The 25,799-nt window shown below is 75.7% G+C and carries 21 protein-coding genes; 10 read left to right on the top strand and 11 right to left on the bottom strand.

Features of this window, described 5'->3' with window-relative positions; translation table 11 throughout:
• Position 1 precedes the first annotated feature (1 nt).
• Complete coding sequence (locus IR170_RS15505; protein WP_193665532.1) at positions 2–472, top strand: (2Fe-2S)-binding protein; 471 nt, start codon at positions 2–4, stop codon at positions 470–472.
• Between the two features lie 18 nt (positions 473–490).
• On the opposite strand, the gene IR170_RS20425 is transcribed toward IR170_RS15505, so the two are convergent.
• On the bottom strand, positions 491–2,341 hold the full coding sequence (locus IR170_RS20425; protein ID WP_193665530.1) for an ATP-binding protein: 1,851 nt from the start codon (positions 2,339–2,341) through the stop codon (positions 491–493).
• Between the two features lie 268 nt (positions 2,342–2,609).
• Here IR170_RS20425 and purF point away from each other — a divergent pair, with 268 nt between their 5' ends.
• From purF to IR170_RS15485, 3 genes are all read left to right on the top strand, one after another.
• Complete coding sequence (gene purF, locus IR170_RS15495; protein ID WP_056863352.1) at positions 2,610–4,154, top strand: amidophosphoribosyltransferase; 1,545 nt, start codon at positions 2,610–2,612, stop codon at positions 4,152–4,154.
• Positions 4,155–4,175: 21 nt separating this feature from the next.
• Positions 4,176–5,255, top strand: a complete 1,080-nt coding sequence (gene purM, locus IR170_RS15490; RefSeq protein ID WP_193665528.1) for a phosphoribosylformylglycinamidine cyclo-ligase — start codon at positions 4,176–4,178, stop codon at positions 5,253–5,255.
• Positions 5,256–5,509: 254 nt separating this feature from the next.
• Entirely contained in the window at positions 5,510–5,698 is a 189-nt protein-coding gene (locus tag IR170_RS15485) for a DUF3073 domain-containing protein (protein ID WP_056863354.1), read from the top strand.
• Positions 5,699–5,777: 79 nt separating this feature from the next.
• Here IR170_RS15485 and IR170_RS15480 read toward each other — a convergent pair whose 3' ends face one another.
• The 5 genes from IR170_RS15480 to IR170_RS15460 form a co-directional block, all read right to left on the bottom strand.
• Positions 5,778–6,947 (bottom strand): Glu/Leu/Phe/Val family dehydrogenase, encoded by a 1,170-nt coding sequence (locus IR170_RS15480; protein ID WP_193665526.1) that lies wholly within the window; start codon positions 6,945–6,947, stop codon positions 5,778–5,780.
• A 118-nt stretch (positions 6,948–7,065) separates the two neighbouring features.
• Complete coding sequence (locus IR170_RS15475; RefSeq protein WP_319805114.1) at positions 7,066–8,502, bottom strand: hypothetical protein; 1,437 nt, start codon at positions 8,500–8,502, stop codon at positions 7,066–7,068.
• Between the two features lie 4 nt (positions 8,503–8,506).
• On the bottom strand, positions 8,507–8,854 hold the full coding sequence (locus IR170_RS15470; RefSeq protein WP_056863355.1) for a hypothetical protein: 348 nt from the start codon (positions 8,852–8,854) through the stop codon (positions 8,507–8,509).
• A gap of 65 nt (positions 8,855–8,919) precedes the next feature.
• Positions 8,920–9,897 carry a lipid kinase gene (locus IR170_RS15465; protein ID WP_193665524.1) on the bottom strand — a complete coding sequence of 326 codons (978 nt, stop codon included), beginning with the start codon at positions 9,895–9,897 and terminating at the stop codon, positions 8,920–8,922.
• A gap of 107 nt (positions 9,898–10,004) precedes the next feature.
• A complete protein-coding gene (locus IR170_RS15460; RefSeq protein WP_193665522.1) occupies positions 10,005–11,228 on the bottom strand; it encodes a TerC family protein in 1,224 nt (407 codons plus the stop codon).
• A 145-nt stretch (positions 11,229–11,373) separates the two neighbouring features.
• On the opposite strand from IR170_RS15460, the gene IR170_RS15455 reads away from it, so the two are divergent.
• Both IR170_RS15455 and IR170_RS15450 read left to right on the top strand, forming a co-directional pair.
• Positions 11,374–12,444 carry a winged helix family transcriptional regulator gene (locus tag IR170_RS15455; RefSeq protein WP_193665520.1) on the top strand — a complete coding sequence of 357 codons (1,071 nt, stop codon included), beginning with the start codon at positions 11,374–11,376 and terminating at the stop codon, positions 12,442–12,444.
• On the top strand, positions 12,435–12,815 hold the full coding sequence (locus tag IR170_RS15450) for a response regulator transcription factor (protein ID WP_193665518.1): 381 nt from the start codon (positions 12,435–12,437) through the stop codon (positions 12,813–12,815). Before IR170_RS15455 ends, IR170_RS15450 begins: the two co-directional genes overlap by 10 nt.
• Here the strand turns inward: IR170_RS15450 and IR170_RS15445 are convergent.
• Positions 12,764–15,646 carry an ATP-binding protein gene (locus IR170_RS15445; protein ID WP_193665516.1) on the bottom strand — a complete coding sequence of 961 codons (2,883 nt, stop codon included), beginning with the start codon at positions 15,644–15,646 and terminating at the stop codon, positions 12,764–12,766. The two genes, IR170_RS15450 and IR170_RS15445, sit on opposite strands and share 52 nt — an antisense overlap.
• Before the next feature lie 132 nt (positions 15,647–15,778).
• Here IR170_RS15445 and IR170_RS15440 point away from each other — a divergent pair, with 132 nt between their 5' ends.
• Positions 15,779–16,585, top strand: coding sequence for an alpha/beta fold hydrolase (locus tag IR170_RS15440; protein ID WP_193665514.1), 807 nt, complete (start codon positions 15,779–15,781; stop codon positions 16,583–16,585).
• A 39-nt stretch (positions 16,586–16,624) separates the two neighbouring features.
• On the opposite strand, the gene IR170_RS15435 is transcribed toward IR170_RS15440, so the two are convergent.
• The gene (locus tag IR170_RS15435) at positions 16,625–19,390 is read right to left on the bottom strand and encodes an SCO7613 C-terminal domain-containing membrane protein (RefSeq protein WP_193665512.1); all 2,766 of its coding nucleotides are present in this window, start codon (positions 19,388–19,390) and stop codon (positions 16,625–16,627) included.
• 69 nt (positions 19,391–19,459) lie between these two features.
• Positions 19,460–20,542, bottom strand: a complete 1,083-nt coding sequence (locus tag IR170_RS15430; RefSeq protein ID WP_056903353.1) for a hypothetical protein — start codon at positions 20,540–20,542, stop codon at positions 19,460–19,462.
• Positions 20,543–20,709: 167 nt separating this feature from the next.
• On the opposite strand from IR170_RS15430, the gene IR170_RS15425 reads away from it, so the two are divergent.
• From IR170_RS15425 to IR170_RS15415, 3 genes are all read left to right on the top strand, one after another.
• Positions 20,710–21,519, top strand: a complete 810-nt coding sequence (locus IR170_RS15425) for an SDR family oxidoreductase (protein WP_193665510.1) — start codon at positions 20,710–20,712, stop codon at positions 21,517–21,519.
• A 159-nt stretch (positions 21,520–21,678) separates the two neighbouring features.
• The gene (locus IR170_RS15420; protein ID WP_227489397.1) at positions 21,679–22,449 is read left to right on the top strand and encodes a hypothetical protein; all 771 of its coding nucleotides are present in this window, start codon (positions 21,679–21,681) and stop codon (positions 22,447–22,449) included.
• 10 nt (positions 22,450–22,459) lie between these two features.
• Positions 22,460–22,846, top strand: coding sequence for a hypothetical protein (locus IR170_RS15415; RefSeq protein ID WP_193665508.1), 387 nt, complete (start codon positions 22,460–22,462; stop codon positions 22,844–22,846).
• Between the two features lie 24 nt (positions 22,847–22,870).
• On the opposite strand, the gene IR170_RS15410 is transcribed toward IR170_RS15415, so the two are convergent.
• Together IR170_RS15410 and IR170_RS15405 are read right to left on the bottom strand one after the other, a co-directional pair.
• Positions 22,871–24,553 carry an ABC transporter transmembrane domain-containing protein gene (locus IR170_RS15410; protein ID WP_193665506.1) on the bottom strand — a complete coding sequence of 561 codons (1,683 nt, stop codon included), beginning with the start codon at positions 24,551–24,553 and terminating at the stop codon, positions 22,871–22,873.
• Positions 24,550–25,683, bottom strand: a complete 1,134-nt coding sequence (locus IR170_RS15405; RefSeq protein ID WP_193665504.1) for a P-loop NTPase family protein — start codon at positions 25,681–25,683, stop codon at positions 24,550–24,552. The genes IR170_RS15410 and IR170_RS15405 overlap by 4 nt, the downstream gene beginning before the upstream one ends.
• Positions 25,684–25,799 lie beyond the last annotated feature (116 nt).

The raw sequence follows: 25,799 nt of genomic DNA, 5'->3' as shown, positions 1-25,799 counted from the left end.
CATGGCGAAGCAGACCTTCATCCTCAACGGCAAGCCGGTCACGGTGAACGTGAACGACGACGTGCGCGTGCTCTGGGTGCTGCGCGACCTGCTCGGGGTCACCGGCCCCAAGTACGGCTGCGGCATCAACGTGTGCAAGGCGTGCACGTCGCACATCAACGGCCGGGCCTTCAACCCCTGCTCGGTGCGGGTGGGCGACCTCAAGCCCAAGGACCGCGTCACGACGATCGAGGGGCTGGCCGACGGCCGCAAGCTCCACCCGATGCAGCAGGCCTGGATCGACCGTGACGTCGCGCAGTGCGGCTACTGCCAGCCCGGCCAGATCATGGCCGCGGTGGCACTGGTGCGCAAGGTGCGTCGCGAGGGGCGCAGCATCACCGAGCGCGACCTCGACACGATCCGCAACATCTGCCGGTGCGGCACCTACACCCGCATCCGCGAGGCGATCCTGCAGGGCGCCCGCGACATGTGAGCAGCAGTCGGGGTCGCCTCAGGGCGTGGCCGCGGGCAGGCACAGCGAGAACGTGCTCCCGCGGCCCAGCTCGGAGGCGACCTCGACGTGGCCGCCGTGCCCGGCGGCGATGCGGGCCACGATGGCCAGCCCCAGCCCCGTGCCCGGGCGGCTGAGCGCCTCGGGGTTGGTGGAGCGGAAGAACTCCTCGAAGAGCCGGCCGCGGTCCTCGGCCGAGATGCCGATGCCCTGGTCGACGACGTCGACCACGACCTCCGCCGCCCCCGCCGTACGTCGCGGGCGCACGACCACCTGCACCTCGCTGCCCGGGGGGCTGTACTTGACCGCGTTGCCCAGCAGGTTGGTGACCGCCCGCTCGAGCTCGTCGGCGTCGCCCTCGACCACCAGCCGCGCGGGTGCGCCGTCGGCCCGGGGCGGGGCGAGGGCGACCTCGCGGCGCTGGGCCTCCACCCGCACCAGGTCGTGGGCCTCGGCGACCACGCCGAGCAGGTCCACGCGCTCGGCCTCGACGAGGCGCTCGGGGTCGCCGACGCGCGAGAGCAGCAACAGGTCGTCGACCACGCGGGCCAGCTTGGTCGTGCCGCGACCGATCGCGGCGAGCGAGGCGGTGGCCCGGGCAGGCAGCTCGTCGAGCACCGTGAGCAGCTCGAGGTGGCCGACCACGGAGGTGAGGGGGTTCTTCAGCTCGTGGGAGACGGTGGCGATGAGGCGGGTCTTGTAGACGTCGAGGGCCTGGAGCTCCTTGACCAGCCGGTGCTCGCGCTCGAAGCCGCGGGCGTTGAGCACGACCCGGCCCAGGTCGTGACCGATGTCGAGCACGGCCTCGACCTGCACGTCGGTCCACTCCGGGCAGGTGGCGGCGCGGGTGAGCACGAGGTTGCCCAGGCACTCCGGGCCGGCGCCGATGGGCACGAACATGATGGAGCCGACCCCGATCGAGTCGAGGAAGGCCACGACGGCGGCGTGGTCGCCGGGCGGCAGCTCGGCATGACGCTCTCGACCGGTGTCGATGACCTCGACCCGCTGGCGCGACCAGCACTCGCGGGCGGCGGCCTCGGCGACGCGCACCAGGCGCGCGGGCAGCACCACCTCGCTGCCGTCGACGGCGAGCAGCACGCTGGCGCCGCGGTCGTCGGCGTCGAAGACCTGGATCCACATGCCGGCGGCGCCGAAGCCCTCGACCAGCGCCGAGCCGGTCTCCTCGAGGATCTGGGCGAGCCCGTGGTGGCTGCTGGCGTTGCGGACGATCTCGCGAGCGGTGCCGGCGAGGCGCACCTGCTCGGCCAGCTCCTCGCGCTGGAGCGTGAGCAGCGCCGCGTGGGCGGCCTGACGGGCGTACTCCTCCAGCACCCGGCGCGCCGCGGGCCCGGGGCGGCGGCCGTCGCGGGGGAGGTCCATCGAGAGCAGCCCGATGAGCCGGCCGTCGGGGGCGAGCAGCGGCGCGCACAGCAGGTCGAGGGGGTGCCAGGCGTCGGGGCCCTCGAGCGGCACGAGCTCGGGCACCCAGCCGTCGACGGTCAGGTCGGGGTCGAGGTGGTCGAGGCGCTCCTGGGGCACGAAGCGCAGCGCCCCCCACGCGTCGGCGATCTCCATCTCCGCCTCGAGGGAGGCGACCGTGGTGCGGGTGCCGAGGAGGGCGCCGGCGGCGTCCTCGTCGCCGGCCACCGCGACCACCTCGAGCTGGTCGACGTCACGCACCAGCGACAGGGCGGCCACGCCGAAGCCGGCGATGCGGGTGACGCCCTCGGCGACGACCTGGAGACCGTCGCCGGCCGGGCTGGGCAAGGGGCGGGGTGCGTCGGCGGGGCGGGTCGCGAGCGTGCGGGCAGCGTGCGTCGGCTCGTCGAGCGCTGCGCGCCACGTCGTCACCCTGCACCCCTTCCGAGCGCCCGCCGGCGGTGGGGCGCTCCTCCCGAGAGTAGGGGTGAGGGGGCTGCGCTGACCCGGGATCGGCCCAGGCCAGGCCCGGTTCCTGTCCGTTCGGTCCGGGGCCGGGTGGGTCGATCGGCCTAGTCCGGGCGGCACTCGACCTGGGGAGGGGTCACGGCGCGAGCCGCGCCGGGTGTCGTGCGCCGCCGGCCGCCGCGGGCTGGGCGATGGTCGGCGGCCGCCCCGGGAGGGCCCTAGACTGGGGGCCGTGCCCTTCATCAGCAGCGCGCGCAGGGGTGGGGACGGCCGGCTCACGACGGCCCTCGACCCGCAGGACCAAGGACCGCAGGACGCGTGTGGCGTCTTCGGCGTCTGGGCCCCGGGGGAGGACGTCGCCAAGCTGACCTACTTCGGTCTCTACGCCCTCCAGCACCGCGGGCAGGAGTCGGCCGGCATCGCGGTCTCCAACGGGCGTCAGATCCTGGTCTACAAGGACATGGGCCTGGTCTCCCAGGTCTTCGACGAGACCACCCTCGACTCGCTCAAGGGCCACCTCGCGATCGGCCACTCCCGCTACTCCACCACCGGGGCCAGCACGTGGCAGAACGCGCAGCCCACCTTCCGGCCCACCGTCGACGGGTCCATCGCCCTGGGCCACAACGGCAACCTCATCAACTCCCACGAGCTGCGCGAGATGGTCGAGGCGCTGCCCGGCCCCGACGACGAGCTCGACCTGCACCAGCGCCCGGTGGAGCACTCCACCAACGACACCGGCCTGGTGACGGCGCTGCTGGCCCACCACCCCGACTCCACCCTGGAGCAGCGCGCCCTCGAGGTGCTCCCGCTGCTGCGCGGCGCCTTCTGCTTCGTGTGGATGAACGAGAACACCCTCTACGCCGCCCGTGACCCCCAGGGCATCCGCCCGCTGGTGCTGGGCCGCCTCGACCGCGGCTGGGTCGTGGCCTCCGAGGACGCCGCCCTGGCCACGATCGGCGCCTCCGTCGTGCGCGAGGTCGAGCCGGGCGAGATGATCGTCATCGACGAGAACGGCCTGCGCTCGCACCGCTTCGCCGAGCCCGACCGCAAGGGCTGCGTCTTCGAGTACGTCTACCTCGCCCGCCCTGACGCCACCATCTCCGGGCGCAGCGTGCACGAGTCGCGCGTGGAGATGGGCCGTCAGCTGGCGCGCGAGTACCCCGTCGAGGCCGATCTGGTCATCCCGGTGCCCGAGTCGGGCACCCCGGCCGCTGCCGGCTACGCCGAGGAGAGCGGCATCCCCTTCGGTCAGGGCTTCGTCAAGAACGCCTACGTCGGGCGCACCTTCATCCAGCCCAGCCAGACGCTGCGCCAGCTCGGCATCCGGCTCAAGCTCAACGCGCTGGAGCACATGATCCGCGGCAAGCGGATCGTCGTGGTCGACGACTCGATCGTGCGCGGCAACACCCAGCGCGCCCAGGTCAGGATGCTGCGCGAGGCCGGCGCCCGCGAGGTGCACGTGCGGATCTCCTCACCGCCGGTGAAGTGGCCCTGCTTCTACGGCATCGACTTCGCCACCCGCGCCGAGCTGATCGCCAACGGCCTCAGCCCCGAGGAGATCGCCGCCAGCGTCGGCGCCGACACCCTGGGCTACATCTCCCTCGACGGGATGATCCAGTCCACCAAGCAGCCCGCCGAGCGGCTCTGCCAGGCCTGCTTCACCGGGGAGTACCCCGTGCCGCTGCCCGACGAGAACCTGCTGGGCAAGCACCTGCTGGAGACCACCCTCTCCTCGCCGACCCTGGGCAAGGCGCTGCCCGTGCTCAACAACCCCTGACACCACCCCGGAAGGTCACCCGTGAGCGAGTCCAACGCGTACGCCGAGGCGGGCGTCAACATCGAGGCGGCCGACAAGGCCATCGAGCTGATGAAGGTGTGGGTCGACAAGGCCCGGCGCCCGGAGATGATCGGCGGGCTGGGCGGCTTCGCCGGCCTCTTCGACGCCTCCGCCCTCACCCGCTACGAGCGGCCCCTGCTGGCCACCTCCACCGACGGCGTCGGCACCAAGGTGGCGATCGCCCAGGCGATGGACGTCCACGACACCATCGGCTTCGACCTGGTCGGCATGGTCGTCGACGACCTCGTGGTCTGCGGCGCCGAGCCGCTCTTCATGACCGACTACATCGCCACCGGCCGGGTCGTGCCCGAGCGCATCGCCGCGATCGTCAAGGGCATCGCCGAGGCCTGCCTGGAGGCCGGCTGCGCCCTCATCGGCGGCGAGACCGCGGAGCACCCCGGCCTGCTGGCCCCCGACGAGTACGACGTGGCCGGTGCGACCACCGGCGTGGTCGAGGCCGACCGCCTCCTCGGCCCGGGCCGCGTGCGCCCCGGCGACGTGGTGCTGGCCATGGAGGCCAGCGGCCTGCACTCCAACGGCTACTCCCTGGTGCGCCACGTGCTCCTCGGCGCCCCCGCCGACGGCGGCGCCGGCTGGGCGCTGGACCGCGACGTGCCCGAGCTCGGCCGCACCCTGGGCGAGGAGCTGCTCACCCCCACCCGGATCTACGCCAAGGCCTGCCTCGACCTCGCCGACAGTGTCGAGGTGCACGCGATGTCGCACGTCACCGGCGGTGGCCTGGCGGCCAACCTCGAGCGGGTCATGCCCGAGGAGCTCGTGGCCGTGCTCGACCGTGCGACCTGGACCCCGCAGCCGATCTTCGACCTCGTGCGGCGCGTCGGCGACGTCTCGCAGCCCGACCTCGAGGCCACCCTCAACTGCGGCGTCGGCATGGTGGCGATGCTGCCGGCCGCCGAGGTCGACCGGGCCGTGGGCGTGCTCGCCGGCCATGGCGTGCGGGCCTGGGCCGCGGGCCACGTGAGCAGCAGCGACACCGACGGCGGACGCGTCCTGCTGACGGGCCAGCACCCGGGCTGGTGAGGCCTCCGGGCGGGGTCGGACCGGCCTGGACCGGCCCAGACCGGCACGGTCCGGCTCGCCCGGGCACGGTGATTTCGACGACACGATCCACCGTCGGCGGCCCCGCGGCGGGGCGGACCGACGAGATCGGTGGTCCGAAACACCGGACTGGTGTGCGGGAACGACCGGGCAGCAGGTAGCGTTGGCGCCACGAGTATTCGAGAGACAGCCCGGGAGCCATGGGCCCCGGCCGAGCGTGCGAGGGGGCTGACCCTATGGGGCGCGGCCGAGCTAAGGCCAAGCAGACGAAGGTCGCCCGCGACCTGAAGTACCGCACTCACGAGACGGACTTCGGGGCGCTGGCCAACGAGCTGCATGGCGAGAACCACCAGGACAGCACCGACGAGCTGGAGCCCGAAGAGCTCGAGAAGTGGTCGGACTACGCCGACCCGCGTCGTGACTGACTCCGTCTGACGCACGCACCAGACGACCGCCGGGCCCTGCCCGGCGGCCGTCTGCGTGTGCCCGGTGTCGCTCTCGGCCTCAGCCGACCCAGATGCCGCGCAGGCGACCCACGTCGCGCATGCGGGCCTCGGCGAGCCGGTCGGCGGCGACGGCGGGGGAGACCCCGTCGGTGGCGGCGAGGCTGAGCACCCGGCGGGTGGTGTCGCCGATCAGGTGGGCCCGCGCGCGGGCCCGCTCGAAGGAGAAGCCACGCGGGTCGAGCTCGTCGGCGACCTGCACGAGGCCGCCGGCGTTGACGCAGTAGTCGGGCGCGTAGACGATCCCTCGGTCGAGCATCGCCTTGTCGACCCCGGGGTGCGCGAGCTGGTTGTTGGCGGCGCCGCACACCACGCTCGCGCGCAGCACGGCGAGCACGTCGTCGTCGATCGCGCCACCGAGCGCGCAGGGTGCGTAGACGTCGAGGGGCAGCGCGACGAGCTCGGCGGTCGAGGCGGCGGCGCGGACCCCGGGGTGCGCGGCTCGCACCGCGTCGACGGCCGGGCCGTGCACGTCGGTGACCACGACGTCGGCGCCGTCCGCCACGAGCAGCTCCACGAGGTGGCGTCCGACCTTGCCGACGCCGGCGACGCCGACGGTGCGTCCGGCCAGGGTGGCCGACCCCCACACGTGCTCGGCACAGGCGAGCATGCCCCGGAAGACGCCGTAGGCGGTCAGCACCGAGCTGTCGCCGGCCCCGCCGTGGGCCTGGGTGCGGCCGGTGACGAAGTCGCACTCGCGGGCCACGTGGTCCATGTCCTCGGAGAAGGTGCCGACGTCGCAGGCGGTGTTGTAGCGACCGCCGAGGGTCTGCACGAAGCGGCCGTAGGCCCGCAGCAGGGCCTCGGACTTCAGGGTGGCGGGGTCGCCGATGATGACGGCCTTGCCGCCGCCCAGGTCGAGCCCGGCCAGCGCCGCCTTGTAGGACATCCCGCGGGAGAGGGCGAGCACGTCGCGGACGGCGTCGGCGGTCGAGGCGTAGGGGTAGAACCGGGTGCCGCCGAGGGCGGGGCCCAGGGCGGTGGAGTGGATCGCGACGACGGCGCGCAGGCCGGTGGCGGGGTCCGAGGCGAAGACGACCTGCTCGTGCTCGGCGCCGGCCTCGAAGACGTCGAGGGGCACCGACGCCGGCTGCGCCGGGCCGGGCTGCGTCGTCGCGGTGGGGCTGCCGGTCGTGGTGGGGCTGGTCGCCGTGGTGGGACTGCTCGTCATGGTGGGACTGGTCGGCATGGTGGGGCCGCTCTCTGCTCGGGCCACGAGGTGGTGTGGCGCTGACGGACGACCCGCAGGGGTGGCGCGGGTCACGTCCCAGGCTAGCGGCCCCCGCGGCTCAGGTCCCGGCGACCGACCGGGCCACCACGACCCGCCCGTGGGTGCCGTAGCCCGGCAGCGGCCCGGCGTACGGCGTGCCGTCGAAGGCGACCATCAGCCAGCCCTCCTCACCGAGGTCGACGAGCGTGGGCCAGGGGATGTTGGTGGGGTAGGGCGCGTCGAGCACGCCGACCTCGGCGAGGTCGAGGTCGAGCACGGCGTGCTGCTGGCGCTGGCCCCGGCGCCCGTCGCGCCCGTCGCTGACCAGCACCCGCCACGCGCCGTCGACGCGCAGCAGCGTGGTGCCCTCGGTGGCCCGGCGCCGCGCGGAGACCGCGCGCAGGGTGAGGGCGTCGAGGGCGGGCCCGGTGGCGAGGGCGGGGTGGAAGTCGAAGAAGCGCCGGGCCGAGACGAAGCCGACCAGCCAGTCGTCGCCGTCGCGCACGAGGTGGGGGTCCCACACCCCGACCGAGCGGACCCCGGCCGCGCGCAGGCCGTCGACCGGGAGGGGCAGCGGCTCGGTGTCGAGCAGGTGGCGGCCCGCGAGCAGGTCGACGTCGCCGCCCGGGCGGGCCAGGGTGACGGCGACGCTCGCGTCGTCGCGGCGCCGGTCGAAGTCGCCCCACGTGCTCGTCGCGACCAGCCAGTGCTCGCCGTCGCGCACGAGGTGGGTGGCGTGGTCGCCGAAGGCCCCGGGCCGGTCGGGGCGTCGGAAGAACAGGTCGGAGCGGTGGGTGAGCGACAGGGTGACGGGGTCGAGGGACCACACCGAGGTGTGGGCGGTGTCGAAGAAGCCGGGCCCGGCGCTGGTGGCGGTGAGCAGCAGGTCGCCCCCGGGCCGGTACGCCGAGCCGTCGGCGCGCGTGACCAGCCGCAGGTCGCGCAGGCCGAGCTGGCCGAAGCCGCCGGCGCGCACCCGCGCGACGGGGCCGGATCGGGTGGTGACGAGAGCCGCGAGCCACCGCTCGTCGCGGGTGTCGACCCGGCCCGCCCCGCCGCGGTCGGCGGCGCGTTCGGCGCCGAGGTCGACGCGGGCGCGGGTGGTCCAGGCCCGCCCGTCGTGGGTGTGGACGGCGAGGTGGACCCCGGTGAGGGTCAGGCCGAGCCGCACGGGGCGCTGCTCGGGCCGGCCGTGCCGCCGGCTGAGGTGACGTGACGTGGTGGAGCCGACGCGCAGCTCGAGGGAGACCTCACCGGTGGCGGGGTCCCACAGCGCTCCCAGCTCGTCGTCGCCGGAGGCGAGGGCGAGGCGCACCGGGGCGTCCCGGCCGGGCGCCGTCCCCGACGCGAGCAGCTCGACCTCCGCGGCGGCGTAGGGCGCCGGGTGGGGGGTGGGGTGGGCCGAGGCGGGGCCCGGTGCGGCGTCGTCGACCAGCACCGACCCGGGGCAGACGAGGTCGACCGGTCGCAGCCGGGCCGCCACCTCGAAGCGGGGCAGGCCCGTCGCGCCGCCCACGGGGTCAGGCGAGCACGAGCACGAGCCCGACGACGCCGGGCAGGGTGCCGAGCAGCAGCCACGGGCTGAGCGGGGAGCGACGGTGGATGGCCAGCCCGGCGGCCACCGCGACCACGCCGAAGGCGGCGCCGATGACGTTGAGGCCGACCCGGGCGGAGACCTCGGAGTCGTCGAGGAAGAAGGCCGAGATCACCAGCCCCACCGACAGGTGCATGATCGTGGTGACGGCCAGCACCGACATGACCCACTGCTGCACGTTGGTCAGCGACCGGCTCGACGGCGGTGCCGGCGGGTTGGCCGGGTCGATGAGGTGGCGGGCGCGGCGCGGGGCCGGCGGGGTCGGTGTGCTCATGGCTCCTCCAGCCTACGGGCCCCGCTCCCGGCCCGGGTCGCAGCGCTCAGCCGTGGTCGCAGCGCTCAGCCGTGGTCGGCGGCGGCGGCCCGGGGCCCGTCGAGCTCGGCGGCGCGGCTGGTCTGCGGCACGACGACGTGCAGGGCGTTGCGCTGGACCTCGAAGGTCGCGGGCGTGGTCGCGGCGATCTCGCCGTCGAGGTTGACCGGGAGCGGCTCGTCGGTGACCACGCGGACCCGACGGGTGGTGAGGTGGTGGACCTTCTCGTGCTCCACGAACGACCCGTCCTTGAGGAAGCGGGCGATCGAGACGTGGTCGCGCAGCCGGCCGCGCTCGATGGCGTAGACGTCGAGCAGGTGGTCGTCGACCGAGGCGTTGGGCGCCACGGCGTTGCCGCCGCCGTAGTGGCGGCCGTTGCCGACCGCGACCTGCATCAGGTCGTGCAGCGCGAGGGTGTCGTGGTCGCCGTCGGGGAACTCCAGCCGGGCGGTGAAGGGCTCGTGGCCGCGGTAGGCCCCGAGCGTCGCCACGGGGTAGGCCAGCGGGCCGAGGCGCTTCTTCAGGCCGGGGCGCAGGCGCTGGGTGACCCCGACCGAGAGCCCGAGGGAGGCGACGTTGAGGAAGCCGCGCCCGTCGCAGCGGCCGAGGTCGACGTCGACGACCTTGCCCGTCGCGAGGTGCTCCACGGCCTGCTCCAGCGCCGACGGAATCTCGAGCGTGCGGGCGAAGTCGTTGGCGGTGCCGAGCGGCAGCACGCCGAGCACGACGTCGGACCCGGCCACGCGGTCCGCGGCGCACGAGGCGCTGCCGTCGCCGCCGCCCACCACGAGCAGGTCGGGACCCTCGGCGAGGGCCCGCTCGAGGGTGGCGGCGAGCTCGGCGCCGGTGGTGACGCTCAGCACCCGCGCGTCGGCGAGGTCGTGGCGCGCCAGCAGGGCGGGCAGCCGGTCGCGCGCCGCGGCGCCGCTGCGGGAGCCGGCGTTGAGCACGACCGTCGTACGGCGACGCGGGGCCGGGGGACCGGGGGTGGGCTCGGGTGCCATGGCACGAGAGTAGGTCGCCTCGATGAGGACCCGATGAGACGCCGCTGTGCCCGCGCTGTGCCACCCCTCCGCGCCCGCCGGTCTGCTCCGGACCGGCGGGCCCGCGCTCAGACCTCGGTGAGGGGGTTGCGCTGGCGACCGTCGGTGACGGTCTCCTCGTGCTGCTGGCGGGCCTTCTCGATCTTGGCCATGAGACCGGGCTCGTCGCGCACCATGCGGCGGTACTTCGGGCCGAGGGCCTTGATCTGCTCGCCCTCCTGGATCAGCTTGCCGAAGATGCGCTCGCGCTCGGAGGTGTCGGCGGTGTAGTCGAGGTCGAGGTAGGCGTCGACGTGGCGCTGGGCGTTGCCGATCGCGGTCTTGGCCCGGCCCTTCTTGCTGACCAGGGAGGCGACCACGGTGACGACGAGGATGCCGAGGATCACGCTGAGGGAGACCCCGGTGCTGATCTCGGTGACGTCGACGTGCTCGCCGCCGTTGATGAAGCCGAGGTTGTTCTCGTGCAGCGCGTGGAGGATGAGCTTGACGCCGATGAAGGCCAGGATCGCCGCGAGGCCGTAGGACAGGTAGATCAGGCGCTCGAGCAGGCCCTCGATGAGGAAGAACAGCTGGCGCAGCCCCAGCAGGGAGAACGCCGTGGCGGTGAAGACGATGAAGGTGTTCTGGGTGAGGCCGAAGATCGCCGGGATGGAGTCGAGGGCGAAGAGGATGTCGGTGCCGCCGATGGCCACCATGACCAGCAGCATCGGGGTGAGCATCTTCTTGCCGTCGACGACGGTGGTCAGCTTGTCACCGTCGAACTCCTCGGAGGTGCGGATGAAGCGGCGCGCCAGCTTCACGACGAAGTTCTGCTCGTCCTCGTCGTGGCCGCCCTGGGCCTCGCCCTTGAGCATGTTGCCGGCGGTGAGGATGAGGATGAGGCCGAAGAAGTAGAAGACCCAGGCGAACTGGTTGATCAGGGCCGCGCCCAGGAAGATGAAGCCGGTGCGGGCGATCAGGGCGAAGACGATGCCGAAGAGCAGCACCTTCTGCTGGTCCTCGCGCGGCACCCGGAAGCTGGTCATGATGATGAGGAAGACGAACAGGTTGTCGACGCTGAGCGCCTTCTCGGTGATGTAGCCCGCGAAGTACTCCCCGCCCATCGTCCCGCCGCCGAACCACAGCACCCCGAAGCCGAACAGCACGGCGATGCCGACGTAGAGCGCGGACCAGACCGAGGCCTCCTTGAGCGTCGGCACGTGGGCCTTGCGCACGTGGAACACGAAGTCGAAGAGCAGCATGCCGACGATGCCGACCACGGTGAGGGTCCAGACCCAGGTGGGGACTTCCATCGTCAACGCTCCATCTGCTCGGTGGGTCGGCGGTGTGCCGGCGCGGTCAGCCTAGGGTCGGCGGGCGCGGCCGCGCTCCCCCGGTTGGGCGTGTGGAGAGGGCCGAAGAGACCCGCCGGGCCCGGCGGGGCACTAGCCTGGCTCGATGCCCCACATCCTCGTCGTCGCCGGTGGCCAGGACCGCGCCGACGCCGTGGCGGCCCGCCTCGAGTCCGCCGACCGGCGGACCGCGACGGCGGACCGCGGCTCGGCGCTGGAGGCGGTGGCCACGACGGGTCCGCGGTGCGTGGTGGTGGCCGCCGAGCGCACCGACGGCGGGTGGGTCACACCCCTGCTCGCCGAGCTGCGGGCGTGGTCCTCGCTGCCCGTGCTGGTGCTGGCCGACCTCGACCGCGACTCCGACCTCGACCGTGGTCTCGACGGTGACCCCGACGGTGACGACGACGGCGCGGCGCCCGGCGAGCTCCTCGCGGCGCGGCTGCTCGACGCGGGCGCCGACGACGTCCGCGACCTCGGGTGCGGCGACGCGCTGCTCGCGGCGGCGCTGCGGGCCCTGGAGCGGCGGTGCGGGGCCGAGCCCGACCCCGACGCGGCACTGACCGGACCGCTGCTGCGCTTCGGTCCGCTGGTCGTGGACCTGCACGAGCGCAGCGTGCGCCGCGACGGTCGCGAGGTGCGGCTGACCCCGACCGAGTGGCGGCTGCTCGAGCCGCTGGCCACCCGCCCGGGGGTCCTGCTCACCCATCGCGGGCTGCTGCGCTCGGCCTGGGACGAGAGCCACGGCGACGAGACGCGCGACGCCCTGCGCGCCCACATCCGGTCGCTGCGGGCCAAGCTCGGCGACGACGCGACCGCGCCGACCTTCATCCGGACCGAGAGCGGCACGGGCTACCGCTGGGTCGCCGTGCCGAGCGCCACCGCCGACACCCGGGCCTTCGAGCAGGCCGGGCCCGGTCGGCTGGGGGCACGCGAGCTCGTCCACGAGCTCAGCACGCTGCTGAGCTCGGTGCGGGTGACGGTCTACCTGCTGCGCGGCGCGGTGGTCGCGCCGGCCGGCGCCGCCCAGGCGCCCGGTGACCTGCTCGACCGTCTCGAGCAGCTGCTGGCCCGTGTCGCGACCCATGCGGTGGAGCTGGAGGGGCGCTGCGTCCGCGACCCCGGGGTGCTCGCGCCCGCCGTGCCGGTCGGGGAGGCAGGTGGGTCGTCGTGGCGGTGATCGTGGTGGCCGAGGACGACCCCGACCTCAGGGAGCTGGTCACGCTCATCCTCGGCCAGGCCGGGCACGAGGTGGTCGGCGTCGGCCAGGGCGACGCCGCCCTCGCGGCCTGCCGCGAGCGGCGCCCGGCGGTCGCCGTGCTCGACATCGCGATGCCCGGCGACCTCGACGGCCTGGCCGTGACCCGGGCGCTGCGCGCCGACCCGGCCACCGCCGACCTGCCGGTGCTGCTGCTGACGGCCCGGGCGCGGGCCGACGACGTCAGGGCCGGCATCGACAGCGGCGCCGACGACTACATCGCCAAGCCCTTCGACGTGGGCTACTTCGTGGAGAGGGTCGGCCGGCTCGTCGCCGACGGTCGACCGGCCTGAGGCGTCGCGCCGTGCTCGCTCGGCGAGCAGGCGAGCGGCAGGACGAGGCGCACGGTCGTGCCCGCGCGCGGCGCGGAGTCGAGGTCGACGCGTCCGCCGTGGGCCTCCACGATGGAGCGGACGATGCTCAGGCCCAGCCCGGTGCCCTCGATGGCGGCGTCGGAGGCGCTGGCCGAGCGGTAGAACCGGTCCCACACCCGAGGCAGGTCGGCCTGGTCGATCCCGATGCCGTCGTCGCTGACCTCGATGACGGTCTCTGACCCGACGGTGGTCACGGTGAGCGTGACGTGACCGCCGTCGGGGGTGAACTTCACGGCGTTGCCGACGAGGTTCATCACGGCGCGCTCCAGCTGGTCGAAGTCGCCGACGACCTCGGCGGGCGGGGTGTCCAGGTCGTGCACCAGCTCGATCGACCGGGCCCGGACGAGCTCGGAGCAGGCCTCCATCGCCGCGAGCACGACGCGGTGCACGTCGAGGCGCTCGCGGGCCATGGAGATGGCGCCCGACTCGATGCGGGAGAGGTCGAGGAGGTTCTCGATCAGGCGCAGCAGGCGGCGACCGTTGCGGTCGACGCGCCCCAGCAGGGCGTGCTGCTCCTCGGAGAGGGGCCCGGCCGCCTCGGAGTCGAGGACCTGGGTGAATCCGAGCACGCTGGTCATCGGCGTGCGCAGCTCGTGGCTGATGGAGGCCACGAAGTCGGTCTTGATGCGGTCGAGCTCCGAGAGCCGGCTCACCGCCTGCCGCTCGTGCTCGAGGGCGATCTCGAGCGCCTGCTCGCTGCGACGGCGCTCGGTGACGTCCTGGGCCACGCCGACCAGGCCGGTCACCGCGCCGGAGGCGTCGCGCAGGAGGTTGACGGTGAGGCTGACGGTGAGGCGACCGCCGTCCTTGCGGATGAGCGTCCAGTCCAGCTCGGGCGGGTCGGGCTGCTGGGCGAGCGCGGTGAAGACCTCGAACGTGGGAGCGACGCCGAGGCGACGGGCGTGGCCGGCCACCTCCTCGGGGTCGTGGAGCGCCAGCTTGGTCATGCGCCCGACGACCTCCTCCGCGCTCCACCCCAGGCTCTCCTGGGCGCCCCGGTTGAAGAAGGTGATGAGCCCGGCGGCGTCGATGCCGACGATGATGGCGCCCGAGGTGGCGTCGAGCACGGTCTGCAGCTGGTGGGCGGTGTGGCGCTGGTCGGTCACGTCGAGCCCGGTCATCACCACGAGCGGGGCGCCGGTGTCGTGCCGGAGCACCGCCAGCGTGGTCAGCACCTCGCGTCGGGCCGACCGCCCGCGCCACAGCAGCTCGTGCACCGCGCCGGTCTCGCCGGCCATGCACGCCGCGAGCGCGGCCTCGAAGGCGGCCGCGCTGTCGGGGCACACCAGCGACGCGGTCGCCGGCGCCCCGACGAGGCTCGTCGCGCGCGCCCCCGTGCTGGACTCGGTGGCGGCGTTGACCTGGAGCACACCTCCGCCGGCGTCGAGCACGACGACGAGGGAGCCGACGCTGTCGAGCACGGCGCGGCTGAAGTCGCGCTCGTGGGTGAGCTCGGCCTGGGAGGTGCGGGCCGCGGTGAGGTCGACCAGCTGAGCGACCACGAGCCGGCCCTCGGCGGCGTCGGGCACCACCGACAGGCCGACTCGCACGCACCGTGGCGGAGAGGTCTCCAGCCACAGCTCGCTCTCCCAGGTCAGGGAGCGACCGGCCTCCAGCGACCCCACCGCCGAGTGCAGGAGTGTGCGGTGGGAGGCGGCCAGGCCCCGGGTCCAGGGCCGCTCCACCAGCTCGGCCTCGGGGGCGCCGAGGAGGTCGGCGGCCGCGTCGTTGAGCTCGACGACCACGAGCTCCCCGTCGGTGTGGCGCAGCAGCACCATCCCGATGAGCGACTCCCGGATCCCGCGGCGGTAGCGCTCGCGCTCGCCCACGACCACCCGGAGCGCGGCGTCGCGCTGGCTGGAGGCGATGGCGAGGGGGAGGGTGACCAGGACGAGGATGACCAGGTAGCTCTGCTGGAGCGCCGCGAGCGACGTGGCCGGGCCGTCGAGGTCTCCGAAGGGGCCGCGGCCCAGGTCGCTCAGCACGGTCACCGCCACGCCGGCCGCGAGCATCTGACCGCAGGCGATGTGCGCGGGGAACCGTGCTGCCGCCCAGGCGAGCAGGGGCAGCGGCAGGTAGGCGAGGGGATAGGGGTGGGCCGGGACGAACACCGCCGCGAAGACCACGGTGGCGGCCGATCCCTGGACCACTCTCTCCACCGTCCGGGCCAGCCCGGCCCCCCGCTCGGCCGGGCGGGTGGCGAGGAGCAGCCCGAGAGGGACGACGATGAGGACGGAGGCCCCGTGGGTGGCCATCACGGCCCGGGCGACCACCAGGAACGAGCCGGTGTCGAAGAGCTCCACCGCGAGGCCGGCCAGCGCGCCCGCCACGGCCGCGCCCCCGGCCGCGGCGAGGAAGAGACGCCCGAGGTCCTCGAAGCCCGCCAGGACGGGTCGACGGCGGTGGGCCCCGAGCAGGATCGCGACGACCAGGGACTCCGCGGTGTTGGTGACGCCGAACATCAACGCCAGCCCCGGTGGCCGGTCGCCGACCAGGTTGGCGGCGAAGGACAGGCCCACGAGGGCCGCGGCCAGCAGCGCCCACCGGCGCACCGGGGAGAGGGCCACCACGAGGGCCGAGACCCCGGCGGCGGGCCACCACGCCGCCACCGGCGCGCCCTCGGGGCGCAGGGTCACCGAGGCGACGCTCAGGGCGAAGGTCGCGGCCAGGGCCAGCAGGGTCAGCAGGGTGCCCGGGCTGCCGCCGCGCGCCGACGGCCCGCGGCGTCCGAGAGCAGCGGACGCGGTCACCCGACCATCGTCGGCCCCGCCGACTTCGACGTGAGGCTCCTACACAGAACCTTCACGTCGAGACGCCTGCGGCGTCGCCCACCCGGGGCCGGCGAGCGACGTCCGGTTTCGGGCGCCCGCCATGATCGAGCGGTGGACAACACGACGCCGCCCCCGGCCCCGACCTCGACCGGGGCGCTCCCGGCGTACGACGACCTGGGCGGGGGCGAGCGCACCTGGCTGCTGCTGCACGCCTTCCCGCTGTCGGGTCGGATCTTCGAGCGGCTGGCCCCCCTGCTGGCGCAGGGCGCGCGGGTGCTGGTGGTCGACCTGCCGGGGCTGGGACGCAGCGCCGTGCCGACGGCCGAGGCGTCGATGGACCACGTCGCCGCCGCCCTGCTGGCCGTGCTCGACGCCGCCGGGGTCGAGCGGGCCGGCGTGCTGGGCATCTCCACCGGGGGCTACGCCGCGCTGCGCCTGGCCGGCCTCGCACCCGAGCGGGTCGGTCGCCTCGTGCTCGCCAGCACGACCCCGTGGCCCATCGAGCCCGACGTGCCCGCCGAGCGGCGGGCGACGGCCGAGGAGGTCGAGACGAGCCGGTCGACCGCGTCGCTGCTCGACTCGGTCGAGGGAGGGCTCGGCCCGACCGCCCGCCGCGAGCAGCCCGACCTCGCCGACCTGGTGCGCGGCCTGATCCTGGGCGCCGACCCCGACGGCGTCGCCTGGGTCGCGAGGGCGGTCGCCGGGCGGCCCGACACGTCCGCGGTGGTGGCCGGCCACCCCCGCGAGGTCGTGCTGCTCTTCGGCGAGGAGGACGGGGAGACCCCGCCCGAGCGCGCGACGCAGATGGCGCGGCTGCGGCCCGACCACCTGCCGACGTCGCTCCACGTGCTGCCCGCGACCGGCCACCTCACCGTGCTGGAGCGGCCCGCCGAGGTGGCCGCGCTCCTCGGGGGCTGAGAGGGGACGCTGGGAGGGCCGGGCCCACCGGCGGGCGGGTCAGCGCAGCCGGGCCAGGTAGGCCGACCCGGCGCGCACCTGGGCGAGCCGGCGCTCCCAGGTCACGCCGACCACGGTCAGCAGCGTCCCGGTGAGGCCGAGCAGCACCCACTGCGGGGTCTGCGCCGCCCACGGCGCCGCCTCGGCCAGCACGAGCACGCCGCCGACGACGGCACCGACCACCAGGGGGGCGGCGAGGCGCAGCCGGGCCCCGAGCAGCACGAGGCCCAGGCAGGCGAGCCCGAGCACCAGGGCGCGGGGGCTGACCGGGTCGTCGACCAGCACCCGCAGCAGGCTGGGCACGGTGGCGAGCAGCAGGCCGCTGCCGAGCGCCGACCGGGTCGAGGCGGCGGGGTCGCGCCGCAGCCGGAGCGCACCCAGCACGAGGAGGGCCAGCGCGGCCGGCAGCGCGTAGGCCTCGGGCTGGGTCACCCCGGTGTCGGCCAGCCGCACCCAGCTGGCGGCCGTGAGCAGCGCGCCGCCGAGCCACCCGGCCGGTCGTCGCTCCACCCGCAGCAGCGCCGCGGCCACGACGAGGGCGCCGACCAGCGTGAGGTGGAGGGCCAGCGCCGCCGCTGCGTCGTACGTCGACCCCGCGCCGTCGCGACCGGCCGCGGCGGCCGCCGCGTCGACGGCCGCGTCGACGGCCGCGGCGGAGGCGAGGACGGCGGTCGCCAGCGCGGTCAGCTCGACCACGGGCCGGGCCCGCCACAGGGCGAGCGCGCCGACGACCACCACGACGGCGGGGCCCAGCGTGGTGGCACCGAGCCCGGCGGCGTCACCACCCGACCACGCCGCCCACCCGGCGGCGGCGGTGAGCACCACGAGCGACGGCGCGGCGGGTCGTCGGTGGGCCGCGACCAGGGAGACGCCGAGGGCCGCGAGGGCGGCCACGGCGCCGAGGGCGGCACTCGGGAGGGCCGCCAGGACGGCCAGGACGAGCAGCCCCAGGCCCACGTCGGTATCGCGGGCGACGGGGAGGGCGAGCAGGCCGCCGGCGACGCAGAGCAGGAGCACCACACCCGCGAGCGGCGCGCTCGAGAGCGCGACCAGCACCGCGGCGAGCAGCGCCACCGCGGCCGCCGCGCGCCGGAGGGCCGGGGCACGGAGGGCGCGGGTCAGGTCGCGGGCGCCGTCGAGCCGGGGGCCCGGGCGCGTCAGCGTCGCGGCCAGCACACCGAGGGCGAGCGCGGAGGGCAGCACCAGCCACGCCGGGGCGGGCAGCTCGCCCGAGAGGCGCACGCCCACCGACCGGCTCAGCGGCTCGCCGACCGCCAGCAGCCTGACCACGGCGGCCGCGGCCAGGACGGCGGCGGTGACGGCGACCGGCGCGGCCGCGACGACGGCGGGCACGGTGACCGCGACCCGCCACGGGGCCGGCACGCCCCGCGCTGCCAGGGCCCACGCGACGCAGACCACGCCCGCGGCCAGGGTGACTCCGGTGGGCCCCTCGTCGAGGGCCGGAAGGACGAGGGCCAGGGAGGCCAGGGCGCCCGCCAGCACGACGCAGGTGTGCAGCCGCGTCGGCCGGTGGCCCGGGTGGCCCGGGTGGTCCGCGTGGTCCGGGTGGGCGGAGCGCCCCGCGTGGCCACGACGGGACGTGCCGCCCACGACAGGGGCGACGCCGCCGGCGGAGACGACAGGAACGGCGACGGACCCGGGAGGCGTCCCGGTGGAGGCCCCCGTGGTGCGGGCCGGGGACCAGACGACGGGGAGCAGTGCGAGCGCGGCGGTGACCAGCAGCGCCGGGCCGTGGGTCGTGGTCCACAGCCCGGTGAGGGAGGCGTGGTCGGTGGCCTCGCCGAGCGAGGCGAGCAGGAGCAGGCCCCACCACGCGGTGGCGCCGACCAGCGCCGCGCCCGGCAGCGCCCGGGCGGGCACGGGCTCGCCCAGGAGCAGCCGGAGGGCGGTGCGGACGGCGGCGTGGGCGAGCACGAGAAGCGCCCCGACGAGCCGCGGGTCGTCACCGTCGGCCAGCAGGGCGCCCCCGACCAGGCCGAGGCCGACCGGCACGGCGAGCTGGGCCGCGACCAGGTCGGTGCGGGCGAGCACCACGACGACGCCCCCGGCGAGCAGGGCGGCCCCGCAGGCGAGCAGGGCGCCGGCGAGGCCCACGGTGCCGAGCCAGCCGGCCGAGAGCGCGCCGACGGCGTCGAGCACCACGAGCCCCAGGGCCACGACCGTCAGCGACTCCGCGCCCACGCGCAGGCCGCGTCGCGCCAGCCGGTCGGCGGTGACGCCCGCGGCGACGGTGAGGCCGAGCAGGGTGAGCGTGCGGCCACCGACCCCCAGGGCCGACCAGGTCACGGCGAGGAACACCACGGCCGCCACCAGCAGGCACAGCGCGCCGAGGCCGAGCAGCAGCCGCGGCACCGACCACGCGGGCAGCCCCCGCCCGGTGGCCCGCCCGGTGGCCCGCTCGTCGGTTCCGCCGGGGACCGTGTCGGCCCGGTCGGCCCGCGGGAGCGGTCCGACGCCGTCGAGCAGACCCGCACGACCGGCTGCACCGGCCTCACGACCGGCCGGGCTGCCGGCGCGGCCCCCGTCGACGGCGCCACCCGCGGCGCTGGCTCCCGAGGCGCCGACGAGCACGGGCGCCTCGGCGCGCAGGCGCTCGAGCAGCAGGTCGGCGCGGGTCAGCGTGCTCAGCAGGTCGGCGGCGACGGAGCCGCGCAGCGGGAGGTCGCAGCGGGGGCATACGGCCGGCGCGGGAGGCAGCGGGGCACGGCAGTCGGGGCACACGGTGGGGTCGGCGTAGCGCAGCATGCGGGCAGCCTCGCGCGCCCGCGGGGCGCGCGGCAGGGCCGACGTACTCCCGCCTCTGGGTAGGAGGGCCTAGGCCGGTGCGGCGGCCTCGTCGCGCTGGCGCAGCGCCAGCACCGGTCGCCAGGCGTCGTGGAGGGTGGTGACCAGGCTGATGAGGGCGAGGTAGAAGAGCGTGGCGCTGATGTCGAGGTCGCCGCCGGTCACGCCGAGCAGCAGCTCGGCGGCGAGCACGAGCACCACGTTGACGAGCATGCGGGCCAGGAAGGCCATGAGTGAGGACTCGATGCTGCGGCGCCGGCTGGCGGCGGCGAGGGTCAGCAGGGCGTTGACCACCACGACGACGCCGACGCCGAGGAAGAGCTGGAGCGGGGTGGACCGCACCCCGGGGAGGGTCTGGGCGTAGACGACGGCCAGCAGACCCACGAGCACGACCTTCTCCACCGTCGTCCACGACAGCAGGGCGCCGTGCACCCAGTGCCACTGCAGCCGCTCCTCGGCGGTGTCGACCTCGGCGGGCAGCGGGTCGGCTGCGAAGCGCGTCGGGTGGTCGGGCGGGCGCAGCCGCGCGTGGTAGCGGCGCCACCCGATCGAGGCGGCGCTGACGGCGCCCGCGGCGACCACCAGACCGCCGACGGGGTGGTCGCCGACCATGTCGGTCACATCGAGCCGGGCGACGTGGATCCACCACTCCTGGGGCAGCTTGACCAGCACCCAGATCAGCGCCGCAGCCGTGATCCACCAGCGCAGGCCGAAGCGGGTGGGGCGCCAGCGCGCGCGGACCGCCTCGTAGGCGATGAAGAAGTACTCGAAGGTGTTCGGGAAGACCAGCAGCAGCGCGCGGGCGTGGCTGAGCTCGAAGGCCACCACGCCGACGAGGCGGTAGAAGTAGAGGAAGCGCGCGACCCGGAAGGCCGGCAGGCTGGTCCAGTTGCGCAGGGTCGCGAGGTAGGCGATGGCGAGGTAGTAGACGTCCATCGCCTTGTCGTAGGACTGGTAGCCCGGCGGGTCGTGGCCGAAGAGCTGGAAGATGGTCTGGTCGACGCCGTCGAGCACGAGGCAGGCCACGATGGCGGGCAGCGGCCAGCGCGGGATCGCCAGCGGCAGCAGGAACCGTCCGCCGATCACGGCGAGGAACACCAGCGTCGTGCCCATGGTCCCCCCCAGGTCGTGGCCGACGTGCGCGGCGGGGAGATCGTCCCACCGCCCGGTGGCCGCGGCCATCACCCACCTGGACCACCGGGACCGACCCGGCCTCCTCGCGTGCCGTGTGACGAGATCGCCCCTCGCGCTGGCGTGTTACCGACTGGTAGGCATGGGTCATGACCTCACCGACCGTCCTCGTCACCGGCGCCGCTGCGGGCATCGGCCGCGCCACCGCCCTCCGCTTCGCACGGGAGGGATGGACCGTGGGTGCCTACGACATCGACGAGGCCGGGCTGGCCACCCTGGCCACCGAGGTCGAGGCCCTGCGCACCGGCGCCCGTGTCGTCAGCGGCACCCTCGACGTCCGCGACGCCGAGGCCTACGCCGCGCGCGCGGCCGAGCTCGTGGACGAGACCGGCCGCCTCGACGTGCTCGTCAACAACGCCGGCATCCTGCTGGCCGGGCAGTTCGCCGAGATCGACGTCGCCGCGCACCACCGCGAGATCGACGTCAACGTCAAGGGCGTCGTCAACGGCCTGCACGCCGGCTTCGAGCCGCTGCGCGCGACGGCCGCGGCCCACGGCTCGGCCCACGTGGTCAACCTCGCCTCCGCCTCGGCCATCTACGGCCAGGCCGAGCTGGCCAACTACAGCGCCACCAAGTTCTTCCTGCGCGGCATCACCGAGGCCCTCGACCTGGAGTGGGGCCGCCACGGGGTGCGGGTGGTCGCGATGTGGCCGCTCTTCGTGCAGACCGCCATGACCCAGGGCGTGCACACCGGCACCACCGACTCCCTGGGCGTCAACCTGGGCGCCGACGACGTCGCCACCGCCATCTGGGACGCCGTGCACCCCACGCGGGCGCGACGCCTCGTGCACCAGGTGCACTTCCCGGTCGGCACCCAGACCAAGGCCATGGCCCTCGGCGCGCGCTTCTCCCCGGCCTGGCTGACCCGCCGGGTCAACAAGCGCTTCGCCGGCGTCTGAGCCACCCGCGACGCCGGACCCGGCCGCGGAGCCGGCGCCGCCACCGGCCCCGGCCCGCCCGTGGGCCCTCCCCGCGCCGCCGCCCCCGTGCGCCGGTTACGGTCGGGACGTCACGACGGGCACCCGGCCCGCCGCGACCACCGACCCCCGGGAGGGCCCGTGCCGGATCGTCGTACGCGTGAGGTGCGCGGGGGAGTGCGCGGCCTGGGCGGCGCGCTGGGCCGTGGGCGCGAGCGCGTCACCGGCGTGCTGGGCCACCGCTTCCCCTCGGTCGCGGTCACCGGCATGACCGGCGTCGGCAAGACCGAGCTGGTCGACCACCTCTGCGGCCGCCCCTCCGCCGACGGCACCCCGGAGGCCGGCTCCGCGGTGCTCGAGCGCCGGGTGCGCCGCGGGCGACGCCTCACCGGCTTCCGGTTCCGCGTCGTGCCCGGCGACAACGCCGCCACCCGGCTCGGGGCCCTCGACGAGGTCTTCCACGACGACCCCGTCGACGGGGTCCTGCACGTGGTGGCCCACGGCCACGCCACGGGTCGCCGCCCGGCCGGCACCAGTGGCGCCGCGCAGGTGACGCGCGAGCAGCAGCTCGCCGCGGAGCTGGAGGACTGGACGGTCACCGCCCACCGCATCGCCGCCATGGCCGTGCGGCGCTCGCGACCCACCTGGCTCGTGGTCGTGGTGACCAAGGTCGACCTCTTCGCCGACGACGTCGAGGAGGTCGTGCGCTCCTACTCCCCGGGCAGCGGCACCCCCTTCGGCGACCGGCTCGACGACCTGCGCTCCCTGGCCGGCGCGGCCAACCTGTCGGTCGACGTACTGCCCGCCTGCAGCCACCTCGAGGACCTCGACGGCGCGGTCTCCACCGAGCAGCGCGACCGCTACCTCCAGGCCCTCGAGGCACGCATGGCCCAGCTCTCGGGTCACGTCTAGGGGAGCCGTCGTGCTGCGCGAGCCCCACGAGAACGTCGCCACGGTGCTGGTGGACCCGGCCGGGTTGCGCGAGCTCGAGCTCGACCTCGTCGCGCTCGACCTGTGGGTCTGGCCGGTGGCCACAGCCCCGGTCTACGTCGACGGCCCCCGCGCGGCCTTCCAGCTGCGGCGCCGCATGCTCGAGGCGCGCCGCGGGGCCTGGGACCTCGCGGCCGACTGGGTGCCGGTGCTGGTGTCCTTCGGCGACACCTGGCGCACCGGCGACGAGCCCCTGCCCTGGTCTGCCCACGCCGCGCTGTGGGACGCCCTGGCCCGCCACGCCGCCCACGTGCGGCACCGTCGCGCCCTCGGCGGCGTGCCCCGGCTCTCGGTGCTGCGGGAGCGCGAGGCCCGCTAGCCGCCGGGGCCGCGGACCCGGCCCTCAGCCGGCGTCGAGGTCCCAGACCCGGTGCCGCGGCGCCAGCGTCCACGCCGCCTCGCTGGCCAGCACGACCACGCCGGGCTGCGCGCGCACGCAGCCGGCCAGCGAGGCGCGGCCCGCGCCGTCGAGCTCGTCGTCGAGGTGGTCGAGCACGACGAGCGCCGGCCGACCGTGCACGGCGCGGGCGAGCAGCACCCGCGCGCGGTCGGCCCGGTCGAGCGGTGCGCCGCCCCGCCGCAGCCGGGTGCGGTCGCCGTCGGGCAGCGTCGCCAGCGTGCGGTCGAGACCCGTCGCGGCGAGGGCGTCGGCGACGGGCACCCCGGAGTCCGGCAGCCGGTAGCCCACCGCGCGGGCCACCGTGCCCCGCTCGAGGGACCACCCGGCCAGCGCGGCGCCGACGCGCTCACGGCGTCGGCGGGCGTCGAGGCCGGCGAGGTCCTCACCGCCCACCACGACCGTGCCCTGCTCGGGCGCCCGCACCCCGGCGAGCACCTCGAGCACGGCGCGTCGCAGCGCGGGGTCCGACCCGCTCAGCACCACCCGCTCCCCGGGCGTGGCCACGAGGTCGGGCACCGCCCGGCCGTCGAGGACCAGTCCCCGCACGGCCAGCCCGGCCGGCGCCTCCGTCGGCTCCGGTGCGGTCGGCCCGTCGGCGCGGCCCGTCGTACGCCGTGCGAGCTCGGCCGCCCGCGCGGCGCGACCGGGGGCCAGGGCCGGACCGAGGATGCGGCGGGCGGCCAGGAAGGACTGGCGGTACTCCACCACGCGGCCGAGGTCGGCGACCGGCGCGACGAGGATGCCGACCACCGTCAGCGCGGTGGCCACCCCGCTGGCGCCGAGACCGGCGGGTCCGGCGACGGCCAGCACCGCCACCGTGGCCAGGGCGCCGGTGGCGGCGGCGCTGCCGCGCAGGACGCCGCTGGCCTCGGCGCGGGCGATCGCGGCGTCGCGCACCCGCGCCCCGCGGCGCTCGACGTGGCGCAGCTCGCGGGTGGTGCCGCCGGCAGCGACGATGCCCGGCGCCGCGGCGACGGTGTCGGCGACGTGGGCGGCCAGCACCCCGCGGTGGCGGCGCAGCTCGGAGGCGCGCGCCAGCACCCGCGGAGCGACCACCACGACGCTGAGCGCGAAGCCGACCAGGGGCACGGCCACGGCCAGGCCGAGGAGCGGGTGCACCACGACCAGGGCGGTCAGCACACCGAGCACGACCGGGCCGGCGACCGCGAGCGGCGCGACGCCGAGGGCGACCCAGGTGCGCACCGAGGTGAGGTCGTTGGTGGTGCGGGCGACGGTGACGCCCAGGCTCGGCCCCGACCCGGTCAGCGCCGAGGCCACCAGGCCGGTGCGGATCTCCTGCACGTAGTCCTGGCCGAGCCGCTCGGCCAGCACCCGCTCGCGGGCCCGCACGAGGCCGAGCACCGCCGCGCCGGCGACCAGCGCCAGCACCCCGAGCACCCGCACCAGCGTGGTGGGGGCGTCGAGCACCATCGGCACGACCAGCACCGTCTGGACCGCGAGCGCCGCCTGGGCCGCCCCGGTGCCGAGCAGGCGCAGCAGGGTGGTGCGGCGGGAGCCCGTGAGCAGCGGGGGGAGCCGCTCGTCGGCGGGTGGTCCCGAGACGCTCGCCGGCGCTCGCTCCTCGACCTCCGGGGTCTCGTGGGGTGCGTGGGGGGCGGGCGTCACGCGAGCAGCTCCCGGGCGACGGCGGGGTCGCAGAGGTCGTAGGTCGCGACGACGGGCAGGTCGAGGGCGCGGGCGGCCTCGCGGTGCGCCAGCGGCGAGGCGGTCAGCACGCCGCTGACCGCGCGCACCCGGGCGCTGGTCGCGGCGAGGGCCTGGCGCCCGGCCACGGCTCCGAGCGCGTCGCCCGCGGCGAAGACGACGTCGTCGACCAGCGTCGCGAAGAGAGGGTCGGCGAGCAGGCGGGCGGTCTCCTCCTGGTAGACGCCGTCGGCGATCTCGACCACCACGACGTCGGGGGAGTCGGCGGCGAGCTCCTCGACCAGGGTGGAGAGCAGGGTGCGCACGCGGGCGTGGGAGAGCAGGTACGTCGACGGGTGGCCCACGTCGGTGAAGTCCAGGACCCGTCGGGCGCCCGCGTCGGCGAAGAGCCGCGGGTCGCCGCCGGCCCCGGTGCCGGTGACCTTGCCCGCGTTGACGTGCAGGCCGTCGGCGCTGAGCCCGCGCACGAGGCAGGCCAGGGCGGTGGACTTGCCGGAGTTCATCGACGTGCCCAGCACGGCCACGACCCGCGGTCCCACGCCGCGCTCGCGCACGGGGCGGGCGGCGACCGGCGCGTGGTCGGCCAGGGTCACCCGCTCGCCGTCGCGGGCGAGCAGGCCGAGGGGGCGCAGTCGCGTGGCGTCGTCGAGCGCGGCGTGCTGGGCCACGACCCGGCCGGCGACGCCGCCGGCCGCGACGAGGTCGGTGGGGCCCAGGTCGTCGGGCACGACGGCCTCGAACTGGTCGGGGGCGTAGCGGTTGCCGTAGGCCACCAGCACCTCGTCGCCGACGAAGAGGGTCTGGCGCCGGCTGCCCGGGCCCTCGAGCCTGGTGTGCTTGCCGATCTCCTCGACCCGGGCGAGCACGACGTCGCCGCTGCGCGGGGCGACCTCGGGGCCGTGGAGCAGCTGGTGACCGGAGCCGCCGGCCTCCAGGGCGGCCGCGAGGAAGCGGGTCGTGTAGGCCTTCTTGGCCCGGGCCAGGCGCTCGGCCGGCAGCGGCTCGAGGGTGGTGGTCGTCGCGGGGGTGCCGGCGGGGGTGCCGGCGGGGGTGAGGTCGGCGGGGGCGGGGAGGACGGGGTTCGTGGTCATGACGAGGACGCTAGGAACGCCGGATGAGGCTTTCTTGTGACGCCGATGAGCGTCCTCTCACGGAGGTCGCGCGGGGTCCCGCGGCCGGACACGGCGAGGGGGCCCGACGCAGCGCG

Source organism: Nocardioides kribbensis, assembly GCF_015070375.1.
GTDB lineage: Bacteria > Actinomycetota > Actinomycetes > Propionibacteriales > Nocardioidaceae > Nocardioides > Nocardioides kribbensis.
Note: the sequence above shows the minus strand (reverse complement) of the source record. Positions and strands in the feature narration are given on the sequence as shown.